At 42.1% G+C, this 15,597-nt stretch carries 14 protein-coding genes; 7 read left to right on the forward strand and 7 right to left on the reverse strand.

Annotated elements, in window-relative coordinates; genetic code table 11:
* Positions 1-332: 332 nt before the first annotated feature.
* Genes hemG through Q0V26_RS13540 form a run of 3 tightly spaced genes read right to left on the reverse strand, consistent with a single transcriptional unit; the run spans position 333 to position 3,000 of the window.
* Positions 333-857: a menaquinone-dependent protoporphyrinogen IX dehydrogenase gene (gene hemG, locus Q0V26_RS13530; protein ID WP_297482463.1), complete on the reverse strand. Its 525-nt coding sequence runs from the start codon at positions 855-857 to the stop codon at positions 333-335.
* Between the two features lie 10 nt (positions 858-867).
* The gene (locus Q0V26_RS13535; protein ID WP_297482465.1) at positions 868-2,325 is read right to left on the reverse strand and encodes a TrkH family potassium uptake protein; all 1,458 of its coding nucleotides are present in this window, start codon (positions 2,323-2,325) and stop codon (positions 868-870) included.
* A gap of 48 nt (positions 2,326-2,373) precedes the next feature.
* A complete protein-coding gene (locus Q0V26_RS13540) occupies positions 2,374-3,000 on the reverse strand; it encodes a YigZ family protein (protein ID WP_297482468.1) in 627 nt (208 codons plus the stop codon).
* A gap of 263 nt (positions 3,001-3,263) precedes the next feature.
* Here Q0V26_RS13540 and fadB point away from each other — a divergent pair, with 263 nt between their 5' ends.
* The 3 genes from fadB to Q0V26_RS13555 all read left to right on the forward strand — a co-directional run bounded on the left by fadB (position 3,264) and on the right by Q0V26_RS13555 (position 7,750).
* Positions 3,264-5,438, forward strand: coding sequence for a fatty acid oxidation complex subunit alpha FadB (gene fadB / locus Q0V26_RS13545; protein WP_297482472.1), 2,175 nt, complete (start codon positions 3,264-3,266; stop codon positions 5,436-5,438).
* A gap of 2 nt (positions 5,439-5,440) precedes the next feature.
* Entirely contained in the window at positions 5,441-6,607 is a 1,167-nt protein-coding gene (fadA, locus tag Q0V26_RS13550) for an acetyl-CoA C-acyltransferase FadA (RefSeq protein ID WP_297482475.1), read from the forward strand.
* 162 nt (positions 6,608-6,769) lie between these two features.
* Positions 6,770-7,750 carry an MDR family oxidoreductase gene (locus Q0V26_RS13555; RefSeq protein WP_297482477.1) on the forward strand — a complete coding sequence of 327 codons (981 nt, stop codon included), beginning with the start codon at positions 6,770-6,772 and terminating at the stop codon, positions 7,748-7,750.
* 94 nt (positions 7,751-7,844) lie between these two features.
* Here Q0V26_RS13555 and Q0V26_RS13560 read toward each other — a convergent pair whose 3' ends face one another.
* Positions 7,845-8,786: a LysR family transcriptional regulator gene (locus tag Q0V26_RS13560; RefSeq protein ID WP_297482480.1), complete on the reverse strand. Its 942-nt coding sequence runs from the start codon at positions 8,784-8,786 to the stop codon at positions 7,845-7,847.
* Positions 8,787-8,911: 125 nt separating this feature from the next.
* A complete protein-coding gene (locus tag Q0V26_RS13565; RefSeq protein WP_297482482.1) occupies positions 8,912-9,094 on the reverse strand; it encodes a hypothetical protein in 183 nt (60 codons plus the stop codon).
* Between the two features lie 138 nt (positions 9,095-9,232).
* On the opposite strand from Q0V26_RS13565, the gene tusA reads away from it, so the two are divergent.
* Complete coding sequence (gene tusA / locus Q0V26_RS13570) at positions 9,233-9,484, forward strand: sulfurtransferase TusA (RefSeq protein WP_297482487.1); 252 nt, start codon at positions 9,233-9,235, stop codon at positions 9,482-9,484.
* Positions 9,485-9,529: 45 nt separating this feature from the next.
* Here the strand turns inward: tusA and Q0V26_RS13575 are convergent, their stop codons facing one another.
* Together Q0V26_RS13575 and Q0V26_RS13580 are read right to left on the reverse strand one after the other, a co-directional pair.
* Positions 9,530-9,775 carry a hypothetical protein gene (locus Q0V26_RS13575; protein ID WP_080159034.1) on the reverse strand — a complete coding sequence of 82 codons (246 nt, stop codon included), beginning with the start codon at positions 9,773-9,775 and terminating at the stop codon, positions 9,530-9,532.
* Positions 9,776-10,041: 266 nt separating this feature from the next.
* Positions 10,042-10,731 (reverse strand): OmpA family protein, encoded by a 690-nt coding sequence (locus Q0V26_RS13580; RefSeq protein ID WP_297482493.1) that lies wholly within the window; start codon positions 10,729-10,731, stop codon positions 10,042-10,044.
* Positions 10,732-11,022: 291 nt separating this feature from the next.
* Between Q0V26_RS13580 and glyQ the strand changes: the two genes are divergently transcribed.
* The 3 genes from glyQ to Q0V26_RS13595 all read left to right on the forward strand — a co-directional run bounded on the left by glyQ (position 11,023) and on the right by Q0V26_RS13595 (position 15,499).
* Positions 11,023-11,934 (forward strand): glycine--tRNA ligase subunit alpha, encoded by a 912-nt coding sequence (gene glyQ / locus Q0V26_RS13585; RefSeq protein ID WP_036789134.1) that lies wholly within the window; start codon positions 11,023-11,025, stop codon positions 11,932-11,934.
* A 9-nt stretch (positions 11,935-11,943) separates the two neighbouring features.
* A complete protein-coding gene (gene glyS, locus Q0V26_RS13590) occupies positions 11,944-14,013 on the forward strand; it encodes a glycine--tRNA ligase subunit beta (protein ID WP_297482513.1) in 2,070 nt (689 codons plus the stop codon).
* Between the two features lie 235 nt (positions 14,014-14,248).
* Positions 14,249-15,499: a valine--pyruvate transaminase gene (locus Q0V26_RS13595; RefSeq protein WP_297482515.1), complete on the forward strand. Its 1,251-nt coding sequence runs from the start codon at positions 14,249-14,251 to the stop codon at positions 15,497-15,499.
* The last annotated feature ends 98 nt before the right edge of the window (positions 15,500-15,597 follow it).

Consider the following 15,597-nt stretch of genomic DNA (forward strand, 5'->3'; position numbering starts at 1 on the left):
TAACTATTCAGTGAGTGCCCACACAGATTGCATGGTCAAATTGTTAAAGAACAATCTTCTTCGAATGGTCAAACATTTGACTGTTTAATCGTTTCGTTGAAGTGGATGGCCATTCTAGCGAAATAACATAAAGTGTCAACCACTTTTTCATTTCTTTTATCCAGCGTATCATCCAATCGATTACAACATAACATCTTCTTTTATAAAGCTGCTCGCGTTTCGATAGAGCAGCAGTATAAAGATAACGACGATCATCGCAAGTACTTTATTCTTTGTTATCAATAAAAACGAACTGTTAGATCAAAAAGCAAACAAAGCGATTAATAATACAATTATAACGTCTTAAATTGATGGCTAAAATGTGACACCTTTTGCCAGTCCGTATACTCGACTTCTTTAGTCGTATCTGTTTCGCCATCTGTTAACTTCATAATCAGCTTAATCATCGTGCGATCAAAAAAATTATAGCGTGGATAACGTAATGCACCAGCAAAGACAGCCATCATTTTAGGATGCCATGGTGACTTCAATAAGAACTTCTTAACATAAGCACTCGTTGCTGGCGTATCTTTACCTTCTTTACGAGCGGTGAGGTTAACGCAGAAAAAAGCGACCTTTGCTTGTTCAAGGCTCGCTACGTTTTGCTCTATAAATTGATATAGCTTTTTATTTAAATGGCCATAACGTACGGAAGCACCAACAAGAATACGATTATAACCATTGAAATCAATTTTTGGCTCTGAATGTATATCAATATAGTCACATTGATACTGTTCACCTAAGTCTTGCTCTATATGGTTAAGAATTTTAATCGTTTGTCCTTCACAACTAGAATGCAGTAATAATACCTTTTCCATGATAGCTCCTTTAGTTACGCCAAAAGGTCGGCGTAAATAAAACTAATAATGTAAATACTTCTAAACGGCCAAATAGCATAGCAATAATGAGGATCCATTTCGCTGAATCATTTATTTGACCAAAATGAACCGCAACTTCGCCTAAACCTGGGCCTAAATTATTAAGCGTTGCCGCCACAGCCGAAAATGCAGTTAATTCATCAATACCTGTCGCAATAAGTGCCAGCATACACACCACAAACACCAATGCATAAGCCGAGAAAAAACCCCACACAGCATCAACAACTCGTTGAGGTAACGCTTTATGCCCAAGTTTAATGGTGTATACCGCACGTGGGTGTACTAAGCGTTTTAATTCTCGTACCCCTTGCAATGAAAGTAACAACATTCGAATCACTTTCATGCCGCCTCCAGTCGAGCCAGCACAACCTCCTATAAAAGAGGAAAACAGCAATAACACAGGTAGAAATAACGGCCAGTCAGAAAATCCTGTGGTGGTAAAACCCGCAGTGGTAGAAATAGAGACCGTTTGAAATAACGCTTGATCAAAAGCATCAAAAGAGTGGTCATAAGAATGATGCTTTAATAGCAATCCAAAACAAATCACAAATAGAATAAGTTGCACCACAAAAAATGCTCTAAATTCAGGATCTCGCCAATACGTTTTGAGGTTTATATTGCCATTACCAAATGCGGCAAAATGAAGTGAAAAATTACAGGCAGAAATTAAAAGGAAAACCACGGTGATCATATTAATAGTAGGACTATTAAAATAACCGATACTGGCATCATGGGTTGAAAAACCACCGATTGCGATCGTTGAAAAACTATGTGATATCGCATCAAAACCACTCATTCCAGCAAGCCAAAACGCTAATGCACAAGCAATTGTTAATGCTAAATATATATACCACAACGTCTTAGCTGTTTCGGCAATACGAGGGGTCATTTTACTGTCTTTTACTGGCCCTGGCGTTTCAGCACGATATAACTGCATCCCACCGATACCTAGCACGGGTAATATAGCAACAGCTAACACGATAATCCCCATACCACCAAACCACTGTAATAACTGACGATAAAATAAAATCGCTTTTGGTAAGTGGTCAAGACCAACAATGACTGTTGCACCCGTTGTTGTCAGTGCAGAAAATGATTCAAAAAAAGAGTCAGCAACCGACAAATCTGGATTTTTAGACAACAGAAAAGGCACCGCACCAGCACTGCCAATAACAGCCCAAAATAGTACTACGATTAAGAAGCCATCACGGGCTTTTAATTCGTGTCGATGATGGCGATTAGGAAACCATAATGCTGATCCACCCGCGAAGAGTAAAAAGAAGGTAACAACAAAAGGAAATCCGGCTCCGTCACGGTAAATCAACGCGACCAAGGCTGGAATCAACATGGTGACACTAAATAAAGCGAGCAACAGCCCGACGATACGTATAATTGAACGAAACTGCATGGCCCTAACCGGCCCTCATACGAAAATATAGAATAAAATAAATAATGGTTAACTCTCTGAGGTTGATGTTGCGACGATCCGTCCACCGCTACGATTAATTAATTTGGTACTAAATTCAGTCACGATACGGCTATCAAGAGCTAAATGCATACTGACTTGTTGACCATAATCTGCCTTCAATTGCGTACCGTTATATTCACTTAATAACGTTTCAACTAATGAAATTTGATTATAATCACAACATAGAAACAACTCACTGATGATGATCTTTTGTTGTGTAGTCAATAACGTTAATCCACGTTGCACGCCTCCACCATAGGCCTTAACTAACCCACCCGTCCCTAGATGGATACCACCAAAATAACGTACAACTACCGCGGTTAGTTCACCGACACCCGATCCAGTTAATTGCGCTAATATCGGCTTTCCTGCCGTGCCAGAAGGCTCACCATCATCACTAAACCCCCACAACATTGAATCTGTCGGTCTGCCAGCAACAACCCCCCAACAATGGTGATTGGCATTTGGATGAGCTAATTTTATTTCATTAATAAACTGCTTAGCCGCTTCAATCGACGCAGTATGAGCTAAATAAGTTATAAAATGACTCTTCTTGATTTCTTCTTCAAAAGTCACGGCTTGCAGTGGAATCAAGTAAGGCTCAAAGGTTGACATAAAACATACCTCGTCATCAAAAAACCACCGCAGGATACCATATTCCTATTATGACCCAAGCAATGCTCATTATTGCTTACAATGGCGCCATTCTACGAATTATTACCGTTAAGATAATGTACCAATCGACAATGTTAAATAAATGTTTAAATTAATTGTTGAATTTGTGGCCATTGCAGTTCAGACTAAATATTAACCACTACAGGTCAAACCAGTTAAATCACACCTGATCCGTCATAGAATGGAATATATGGAGATAGAACATGATTTACCACGGTGAAACACTCTCTGTACGCTACCTCGAAAAAGGGATCGCTGAACTCATTTTTGATGCACCAGCTCCCATCAATAAATTTGATCTCGCCACTCTTGAAAGTTTTAGTCTTGCTCTTGATGCACTCTACCAACAACCCAACCTTAAAGGCTTAATCCTACGTTCAACCAAAGCGGCATTTATCGTTGGCGCCGATATTACCGAGTTTCTAGGATTATTTGCTCTGCCAGCAGATCAACTTTCAAAATGGCTTCATCACGCCAATACTATTTTTAATAAATTAGAAGACTTACCGGTTCCCACTCTATCAGCCATTAATGGTTATGCCCTTGGTGGTGGTTGCGAATGCGTACTCGCCACCGATTTTAGGATTGCAGATCATCAAGCACGTATTGGATTACCTGAAACTAAACTCGGTATCATGCCCGGCTTTGGAGGAACAGTTCGCCTCCCAAGATTAATTGGTGCAGATAGTGCAATGGAAATCATTACCTCAGGTAAAGATAAAACAGCAGATGCAGCTTTAAAACTCGGACTTATTGATGCGGTGGTTGCCACAGATGTATTGCCTACAGCTGCATTACGAATTATTAAACAAGCTATTGCGGGTGATTTAGATTGGCAACACCGCCGATCTCAAAAAAAAATGCCATTAAAGCTAACAACTACTGAAGCATTAATGAGTTTTACCACGGCTAAAGCTATGGTCGCTAAGATCGCAGGTAAACATTACCCTGCACCAATGGCGGCAGTGACCGCAATCGAAACCGCTGCAACCAGTGAACGCACACAAGCTCTGGTTATTGAAAACTCTCACTTTGTCACCCTTGCTAAAACTGATATTGCTCAAGCTTTAGTGGGTATTTTTCTAAATGACCAATACTTAAAAAGCAAAGCTAAACAAGCCATTAAAACAGCCCATCCAACACAACAAGCAATGGTATTAGGTGCTGGTATTATGGGTGGCGGCATTGCTTATCAATCAGTAACAAACCATGTCCCTGTCGTCATGAAAGATATCACCAGTGAGGCTTTAACTCTTGGCATGCAACAAGCCGCAAAATTACTCAATAAAAAACTCACTCGAGGACGGATCGACGGCTTACAAATGGCAGCAACATTAGCCACCATCACGCCAACCCTGACTTATTCCGATTCCAACCACGTTGATATTGTTATAGAAGCGGTAATTGAGAATCCCACTATAAAAGCAGCGGTGCTCGCAGACGTCGAGCAGCAGGTTACCGATACTACGGTGATCACCTCAAATACCTCAACAATCCCAATTAATCTACTCGCAGCATCATTACAACGACCTCAAAATTTTTGTGGAATGCACTTTTTTAATCCGGTCCATAAAATGCCATTGGTTGAGATCATTCGCGGCCAACACACTTCAAATGAAACTATCGCTCAAGTGGTGGCTTATGCGGCTAAAATGCGTAAAACCCCTATTGTAGTAAATGATTGTCCGGGATTTTTTGTTAATCGGGTTTTATTTCCTTATCTAGCGGCATTTAGTTTGTTGCTGCGTGATGGCGGTGATTATCGTCAGATTGATAATGTTATGGAACAGGATTTCGGGTGGCCAATGGGGCCGGCTTATCTACTCGATGTAGTGGGTATTGATACCGCTCATCACGCTCAAAAAGTGATGGCAGAGGGATTTCCACAACGAATGGCTAAACATGATACCGATGCCATTGATGTCTTATACGAGCAACAACGCTTTGGCCAAAAAACAGGAGCAGGATTTTTTAACTACCATCTGGATAAGAAAGGTAAGCCTAAAAAAACAGTGGATCCTCAAACGACTGATTTACTTGCGCCCATCACAGCAACATCGACTTCATTTGCAAACACCACCGTTATCGATCGTATGATGATTCCAATGATTAATGAAGTCGTACGCTGCTTAGAAGAAAACATTATTGCAACGCCTGCAGAAGCGGATATGGCATTGGTTTACGGCTTAGGTTTTCCGCCCTTTAGAGGTGGAGTATTCCGTTATTTAGATACTCTAGGTTTAGCGAATTACGTCGCATTAGCCGATAGTTATCAATCACTCGGTCCTTTATATCAAGTACCTGACGGTCTGCGCGCCAAAGCAGCGGCGGATGAGTGTTATTACACCACTGTTGCTGCAGCATCATTAAGGAGTTAATTATGAATAATGTGGTGATTGTTGACTGTATTCGTACCCCGATGGGACGCTCAAAAGGTGGTGCATTCCGCCATGTGCGTGCTGAAGATTTATCAGCACATTTAATGACAGGATTGTTAACCCGCAACCCTCAATTAGATGCGCGTAATATAGAAGATATTTATTGGGGTTGTGTGCAGCAAACCTTAGAACAAGGATTTAATATTGGTCGTAATGCAGCACTACTTGCAGGGATCCCAACCTCTGTCGGTGCAACAACCGTTAACCGTTTATGTGGTTCATCCATGCAAGCACTGCATGACGCCACTCGCGCTATTATGGTGGGTGATGCACAAAGCTGTTTAATTGGCGGGGTTGAGCATATGGGTCACGTACCGATGACTCATGGGGTTGATTTCCACCCAGGTCTATCAAAAACCGTCGCTAAAGCCGCAGGGATGATGGGCTTAACCGCAGAAATGTTAGCCCGAAAATATGATATTAGCCGGGAGCTACAAGATCAATTTGGCGCGCGCTCGCACCAGCGCGCCCATGCCGCGACGGTTGAAGGTCGATTTGCCCATGAAATTTTCGCAACAGAAGGCCATGATAGCAATGGCATTTTAACTAAATATGCTACCGATGAAGTCATTCGTCCCGAAACAACCGTGGCAGCATTAAGTCAATTACGCCCTATTTTCGATCCCATCCATGGCACAGTAACAGCCGGTACATCATCAGCGCTATCGGATGGTGCGGCAGCAATGTTACTCATGGATGAACACCAAGCGCGCACATTAGGTTTACCTATTCGAGCCCGAATCAAAGCCATGGCAATTGCTGGGTGTGAACCATCACTCATGGGATTTGGACCTGTTCCTGCCACTCAAAAAGCATTACAACGCGCAGGCTTAAGTTTAGATGATATTGATATCATTGAGCTCAATGAAGCCTTTGCGGCACAAACATTACCGTGCATTAAAGCACTCGGGTTAATGGATCATCTTGATGAAAAAATTAACCTTAACGGCGGTGCGATTGCCCTTGGTCACCCATTAGGGTGTTCAGGTGCTCGTATCTCAACCACTCTCATCAATATTATGGAACAAAAGCAAGCTCGCTTTGGTTTAGCCACCATGTGTATCGGCTTAGGACAAGGTATTGCGACTATCTTTGAACGAATAGAATAACCTCCAAAAATATCGCAAGTGTTGATCTTCACCATATAATGGTACAGACGACATGCAACTTACACATAGATACCATGAGTAAGTTTCATTTTCTTCATCGAGATAAGCCGTCTACACTCAATCCTATATTGATTGCTAACCATGATTTTCCGGAGTATTGCAATGTTTAAAGCACTAGTACTAGAACAAGAAGATAAAAAAACACTCGCAACTATTCGTCAAATGGCAACATCTGAATTACCTGCTGGTGATGTGTTAATTGATGTTGATTACTCTTCATTAAACTATAAAGATGGCTTAGCAATTACCGGTAAAGGTCGTATCGTACGTCAATTCCCAATGGTACCAGGTGTCGATTTAGCGGGCACAGTGGCTGAGTCAAGTGATGATCGCTACCACGTCGGTGACAAAGTAGTACTGACGGGCTGGGGTGTGGGTGAAGGTCACTGGGGTGGCATGGCTGAAAAAGCCCGCCTAAATGCAGATTGGTTAGTACCATTACCCGCAAACCTTGATGGCAAACAAGCGATGATGGTCGGTACTGCAGGCTTAACGGCAATGTTGTGTGTACAAGCTATTGTTGATGCAAATGTAAAACCTGAAGATGGCGAGATTTTAGTCACGGGTGCCAGCGGTGGTGTTGGCTCAGTTGCGATTACTTTACTGGCACAACTCGGCTATAAAGTTGCCGCAGTAACGGGGCGTGCTGAAGCTAATGGCCCATTACTAAAACAACTTGGCGCAACGACAATTATTGATCGTAGTGTGTTTGAAGAACCTGCTCGCCCATTAGATAAGCAATTGTGGGCTGGCGCGATTGATACCGTTGGTAGCAAAGTACTGGCTAAAGTATTAAGCCAAATTAACTACAACGGTGCAGTTGCCATTTGTGGCCTCGCGGGCGGCTTTGATTTACCGACAACAGTTATGCCTTTTATTCTACGTAATGTACGTTTACAAGGTATCGATTCAGTAATGTGCCCATTTGAAAAACGTCAACAAGCATGGCAACGTCTAACTGAGTTACTACCCGCTAGCTACTTTGAACAAGCCTGCCGTGAAGTCGCATTAGAACAAGTAGCAGAATGTGCAGAAGCGATCACCAACGGTCAAATCACCGGCCGCGTAGTCATTAAACTGTAATGATCAAATAATGCAGTATTAATGCCACTGAATGATGGTCGTTAATCAATGAGGTCAGCCATGTGCTGGCCTTTTTATTGATCTCAATATTTCACTACAACAACCCGATATCATGAATACGAGAGTTGATCAGTCGCCCACACTCTTCTTTAATAATAGTACGCAGCCATATTTGCGATGCCGAATGCTCACAACGCGCATGCCATAATAATGAATAATCAAATGGCTTAAACTCAAATGGCAATGGCTTGAGGATTAACTGATAACGTTCTGCGACTAAATAGGCCAAATCTGCAGGCACCGTCATGATCAATGGTATTTGATCGATGATCGCTAAAGCCGCTTCTAAATGATAAGCCCGTAATACCATTTTAGGTTGAGGATGACCACGCAACTGTTCATCAATTAACGCTTTAACGCCATCGCTTACCGCTATCATTGCATGGGGATAGGTTAAGTAATCTTGCAAGGTAAGTGGCTTATTTGCTAATGGATGATTCTGGCTCACAAGACAAAACACACTCACTAAACCTAATAACTGCTGACACAATGGCTCCATATCAGCACTAGGACGACAAATTGCCATATCACAGCCACCCGTAGTCAACTGTGACAACACGTTATTATGCTGTAACGGGCTAAATTCTAATGAAAGGTGGGGGGCTTCTTGATAAATACGCGGCAATGCAAATGGCAGAATAGTTTGCATTGCATAATCAGTGGTCGCAATTTTAAAGGTTTGATCACAAATAGCGGGATCAAAATCATTCGGCGTCAGTAATAATCGTAATGATTCTAACGGTTCATTTAATTGTTCATTTAATTCCAATGCCCGTTGTGTCGGTAGTAATGACTGCCCTTGACGGGTAAACAACGGATCACCGACTAAGTCGCGTAATCGGCCAAGCACTCGGCTCATTGCTGATTGGCTCAAGTTAAGTCTAATAGCTGCACGACTGACACTGCCTTCATCCAATAACACCTTTAACGCAACCAGTAAATTTAAGTCACGCCGATAAACTTCTTCGAGCTCCATAGTTTTACTTCTCTAACGCTATAAATTAATCAAATATGGCAACAGTATGGCGGGATAGATAAAAAAAATCCCGCCTTTTTAAGACGGGAATATTCACGAGCAAGCATCATTCAACGCCGCTAGCGTTATTTTTTTTGTTGTTCTAGCTTATTTTTACTGGCGAACTCAACCCATAATCCAAGGATTGTGGCCAGCAAACCACCAACGGCAAAGAGCCCGGTAGTATGGTGACTAATAAGCATTATAGTGCTAAATGAAATAATGCACAGTACCGCATAAATCATGACACGATCGATTGAAGTTAACATAATATCCCCCTAATCCATTAGAAGAAAAGTTAATGTGATGTTAATAAGGTTACACATTTTATCTGGATTTACCAAGCCTTATTGATTAATTCTTATCCCGCAGTATGATCATAATGTCTACAATAATACGTGTAAATTATGACTGCTAATTTTGAAAATCCGACCCATAGCCTTGATGCACTTGGCTTACGCTGTCCTGAACCTGTAATGATGGTACGCAAAACAGTCCGAAAAATGGCAACTGATGAAACCTTGTTAGTTGTTGCTGATGACCCATCAACGACGCGCGACATTCCCAGCTTTTGTCGCTTCATGGATCACACGCTTATCGCCGCAGAAACAGAAACGCTACCCTATCGTTTTCTGATCAAAAAAGGCGCTGGCAATTAAATCAAATAAAAAAGGCAGCGTTAATAAACGCTGCCTTTTTAGTTGTTATTGATTGTGTTGTTGCTGACGTAAGTTTTCGAGTTCATGTTGCACCTGACGTAACTCTTTTTTAAGTGGTAATACATAGCGTAATCGAACCCACGCATCGACAGACAAATAGGTTGTAACAACCGTTCCGACGACCATAGGGAACCACATATCAGTTAACATCATTCCCGCTACATTCAGTGCTAATGCGATATGAAATAACCAACATTGACTTTGCGGTGAGATCGCTGAGAAGCGCGCCATAGAAACCCCCTACATCACCCAACAGAATTTAAGTTAACGATTAATTAACGTTAACTCTAGCATGGTAAATCACGATAATCTTTTGCAGCAATCACAGTTACACACTTAAATTAATTCACATTTAATGACGATTTAACCCGCTTAACTTCGCTTTCAAGTTTCACATGAAACTAACCACACTCAATATAAAACAAAAAAACCATGAGCCTGAGCCCATGGTTTCAATATGATGTTAGTTACACACCACTATGATCAATCAATATCGATTAAGCCAATGGAGATAGAATGATCTCAACACGACGGTTTTGAGCACGACCTTGTGATGTTCCATTGGTCGCAATCGGGCTATTCTCGCCACGGCCTTGAGAAACAACACGATCAACATTTACGCCTTGACGGATAAGGTAGTTACCTACTTCAGCAGCACGTACTTGTGATAAACGCTGATTATAAGCCGCAGCGCCAGAGCTATCCGTAAAGCCTAAAACGTTTAACTGGGTCTTAGGATATTCTTTAGCAACTATTGCTACATTATGTAACGCTTCCATCGCGCGGCTATTTAATGCTGATTGGTCAACACCAAAGGTGATTTCATTTGGCATATTCAAAATAATGTTATTGCCATTACGAGTAACACTAATACCTGAAGATGCTAATTGCTGACGCAGCTTAGCCTCTTGCACATCCATGTAATAACCAATACCACCACCCAAAGCAGCACCAGATGCAGCACCGATAAGAGCACCTTTACCGCGATCGTGTTTGCTTGAAGATGCAACACCAATTGCAGCACCCGCTAATGCACCAATGATTGAGCCACCAGTACCTTTTGCAGTCTGACTTTCACCAGTATAAGGATTTACAGTTGAACAACCCGCAAGTGTAACAGCTGCAACAACAGAAATTACTGCTGCACGCACCCATGTTTTTGATGCCATCACTTGATTTTTTGACATTTAATTTAAAGACCCATGTTCTTGATACGCATATCGCATACCGAATAAAACTACGTTAATCATCAGACCAACTAGCTATTTGTTAGCGCTATTGTAATCAACCGATATATTTACGCCATCAAAATAATGTCAAATATTCATGAAAACCCAGTACAGACAAAGGTCAACCATGGGAATTATCTCAAAACAAGCCATAGATGGATAAAAAACACTCACGGCCCCTACTCGCCTATGGGTTGGCAATGTATACTTGATAATTAAATTTCATCCACTAATCTCGCGAAGCTGACAATGCAGAAATACGATATTAAAACCTTTCAGGGCATGATCCTCGCGCTGCAGGATTACTGGGGCCAACAAGGCTGTACAATTGTGCAACCTCTTGACATGGAAGTGGGCGCAGGTACCTCTCATCCAATGACGTGTCTACGAGCTCTAGGTCCAGAACCAATTGCAGCAGCGTATGTACAACCATCTCGCCGTCCAACCGACGGTCGTTACGGTGAAAACCCTAACCGTCTTCAGCACTACTATCAGTTCCAAGTAATGCTTAAGCCGTCTCCTGATAACATTCAGGAACTGTACTTAGGCTCATTAGAAGTCCTAGGTGTAGACACAAAAGTACATGACATCCGTTTTGTAGAAGACAACTGGGAAAACCCAACCTTGGGTGCTTGGGGTCTTGGCTGGGAAGTTTGGCTTAACGGCATGGAAGTAACACAATTTACTTACTTCCAGCAAGTTGGCGGCCTTGAGTGTAAACCTGTTACAGGTGAAATCACTTACGGTATCGAACGCCTAGCGATGTACATTCAAAATGTTGATTCAGTCTATGACTTAGTTTGGACAGATGGCCCATTAGGTAAAGTAACCTATGGTGATATCTTCCATCAAAACGAAGTTGAGCAATCAACTTACAACTTTGAACACGCTGATGTTGATTTCCTATTTACTTTCTTTGACCAGTGCGAGAAAGAATCATTGAAGCTGTTAGCACTTGAGCAGCCACTGCCATTGCCAGCTTACGAGCGTATTTTGAAAGCAGCACATGCCTTCAACCTTCTTGATGCTCGTAAAGCAATTTCAGTAACTGAACGTCAACGTTACATTTTACGTATTCGTAATGTAACCAAACAAGTCGCTGAAGCTTACTATGCATCACGTGAAGCACTTGGTTTCCCAATGTGTAAAAAAGATAAGTAAGGGATAGCCATGACAGATAAGAATTTCTTAATTGAGCTAGGTACTGAAGAGTTGCCACCCAAGGCACTTCGCACTCTAGCTGAAGCATTTGCAGCCAACTTTGCAGCGGAGCTAAAAGCCGCTAACTTACCTCACCAAGGTATTAAGTGGTATGCAGCACCGCGTCGCCTAGCACTTAAAGTAACAGCGCTTGCTGAAAATCAACCTGACAGAATTGTAGAAAAGCGCGGCCCAGCGATTGCGGCAGCATTTGATGCAGAAGGTAATGCGACTAAAGCGGCTCAAGGTTGGGCGCGTGGTAACGGTATTACGGTTGATCAAGCTGAACGCATGATTACCGATAAAGGCGAATGGCTACTGTTCAAGCAAGAAGTAAAAGGCCAACCAGCCCAAACATTATTGCCTGAACTTGTTGCAGCAGCATTAGCTAAACTGCCTATCCCTCGCCCAATGCGTTGGGGTGATAAAGACACCCAATTTATTCGTCCAGTAAAAACACTGACGATGCTATTAGGTGAAGAGCTCATTGAAGGCACTATTTTAGGTGTTACTTCTGCGCGTACTATTCGTGGCCACCGCTTTATGGGTGAAGCTGAATTTACGATCGATAATGCTGACCAATACCCTGCGATTCTAGAAGAACGTGGCAAGGTAATGGCAGACTACGATGCACGAAAAGCAATCATTCTAGCTGATGCGAAACTAGCCGCTGAAGCGGTTGGTGGTATTGCAGATCTTGATGATGAGCTAGTTGAAGAAGTTACCTCTCTTGTTGAATGGCCAGTCGTGCTGACCGCTTCATTTGAAGAAGAGTTCCTAAAGGTACCTTCTGAAGCGTTAGTTTACACCATGAAAGGTGACCAGAAGTACTTCCCTGTTTATGATGCGGAAGGCAAACTAGTCCCTAAGTTCATCTTCGTCTCTAACATCATCTCAAACGATCCAAGCCAAGTTATCTCAGGTAATGAGAAAGTAGTCCGTCCACGTTTAGCGGATGCTGAATTCTTCTTTAATACTGACCTTAAGAGCAAGTTAGTTGATCGCCTACCTCAACTTGAGACAGCCATCTTCCAACAACAGCTTGGTACCATTAAAGATAAAACCGATCGTATCACTGAGCTTGCGGGCTACATTGCAGAGAAAATCGGCGCTGATATTACTAATGCTAAGCGTGCTGGCCTACTGGCGAAGTGTGACTTAATGACCTCTATGGTATTTGAGTTCACTGAAACCCAGGGTGTTATGGGTATGCACTATGCACGTCATGATGGCGAAGCAGAAGATGTTGCACTAGCACTAAACGAGCAATACATGCCACGTTTTGCTGGCGACCAACTACCAAGCACTGGTGTTTCTTCTGCAGTGGCGATGGCAGATAAACTAGATACTATCGTAGGTATCTTTGGTATTGGCCAAGCACCAAAAGGTAGCGACCCATTTGCATTGCGTCGTGCATCTTTAGGTGTGCTACGTATCATCGTTGAAAACGGTTACGACTTAGATCTTGTTGACTTAGTTGCTAAAGCGCACTCATTGTTTGGTGATAAACTGACGAACGCTAACGTTGATTCAGATGTAATTGAATTCATGCTTGGTCGTTTCCGTGCATGGTACCAAGATGCAGGCTTTAGCATTGACGTTATTCAAGCTGTACTTGCAATGCACCCTACTCAACCGTCTGATTTTGATAAGCGTGTTAAAGCAGTAAGTCATTTCCGTGACTTAGATGCAGCAGAATCACTTGCCGCAGCCAACAAGCGTGTAGGTAATATTCTCGCGAAATTTGATGGCGAGCTACCAGCGACCATTAACAACAGCTTGTTAGTAGAAACGGCAGAGAAAGAACTAGCACAAAAAGTAGAGACGGTTGTTGCAACACTTGCACCAGTCTTTGCTGCGGGTGATTACCAACAAGCACTCACAGAACTAGCATCACTACGTGAGCCTGTTGATGCATTCTTTGATAATGTAATGGTAATGGCTGATGACGAGCAACTTAAAGTTAACCGTCTAGCACTGCTAAACCTATTACGTAACCAGTTCTTACAAGTAGCCGATATTTCATTACTGCAAAAGTAACGATTATCGCTAATAAATAAGAATGACTAACCACGCTGCGGCGTGGTTTTTTATAACTTAAATATTGGTAATTTAATATTGTTCCACGTGAAACATTCGACACAGCCGACCACTACCATTTAGGGTAACTAAGGGTTTCGCTTCTGGTTACAATCAGGTATTTTGATCTATCGCCCATCATATAACGGGCATCGCAAGCACGTAACCCTGCACTGATATAGAGGTCGATAGCACCATGGAATTTTCTGGCTTTGGCGATAAGTTCGCTGGCGATTCAGGCATTACTCAATTAATGCACGATTTAAATGATGGCTTAACCAACCCTGATGCGATCATGCTCGGAGGTGGTAATCCAGCTCAGATTCCAACAATAGTTGATTATTTTAATCAACTATTAATAGAAATGGCCACCTCTGGTGAGTTGACCGCATCGATCACCAACTACGATGGTCCTCAAGGAAAAGACCGTTTTATTAATTCCCTCGCGGCGTTGCTTAAACACCATTATGGTTGGGACATCAGCAGTAAAAACATTACTCTCACCAACGGTAGTCAAAGTGCCTTTTTTAATTTATTTAACTTATTAGCAGGCAAATGCCGTAATGGTGCCAGTAAGAAAATTCTATTACCGCTATCTCCTGAATATATTGGCTATGCTGATGCGGGTTTGGAACAAAATATGTTTGTCTCTTACCAACCCACTATTAGCTTATTGGATAATGGCTTATTTAAATACCATATTGATTTTAGTAAGTTGGTTATTGATGACAGTATTGGTGCAATTTGTGCTTCTCGCCCAACCAACCCGACAGGTAACGTGCTGACTGATGATGAAGTCAAACAACTCGATGCGCTCGCTCAAGCACATAATATTCCGCTAATTATCGACAATGCTTATGGCATGCCTTTCCCTGATATTATCTTTGCTGATGTCACCCCTTTTTGGAACAGCAATACCATTTTATGTATGAGCTTATCTAAACTAGGTTTACCCGGTATTCGCTGCGGAATAGTGATTGCCAATGAAGAAATTATTACGGCGCTCACCAATATCAACGGCATTATCAACCTCGCTCCTGGCAGTTTAGGTCCGGCAATTGCTGATAAGCTAATCGCCCGTAATGATTTATTGCGGTTAAGTCATGACGTCATTCGCCCTTTTTATCAGCGCAAAGCACAATATGCCGTTAATCGATTACAGCATTATATTACCGATCCACGGTTTCGAATTCATAAGCCAGAAGGCGCGATATTTTTATGGTTATGGTGTGATGAATTTCCGATCACGACTAAAGAGCTGTATCAACGCTTAAAATTGCGCGGGGTGTTAATTGTTCCGGGGGAATATTTCTTTATTGGTTTACAACAGCCATGGCAACACAGTCAGCAATGTATACGCATGAACTACGTTCAAAGTGACGAACAAATGGAGCGCGGAATTAAAATTATTGCAGAAGAAATTACACGAGCTTATACCATGGGTTAACCAACCCTATTCTGCCCTCCCCTTTAATAACAACAATAAAATTACCCTATAAAAAAACGCCGCTAATCATAGCGGCGTTTTTATAACTATTAACCTAA

Origin of the sequence: uncultured Photobacterium sp. (genome assembly GCF_947039875.1) — a bacterium.
In the GTDB taxonomy this organism is placed as follows: Bacteria; Pseudomonadota; Gammaproteobacteria; order Enterobacterales; family Vibrionaceae; genus Photobacterium.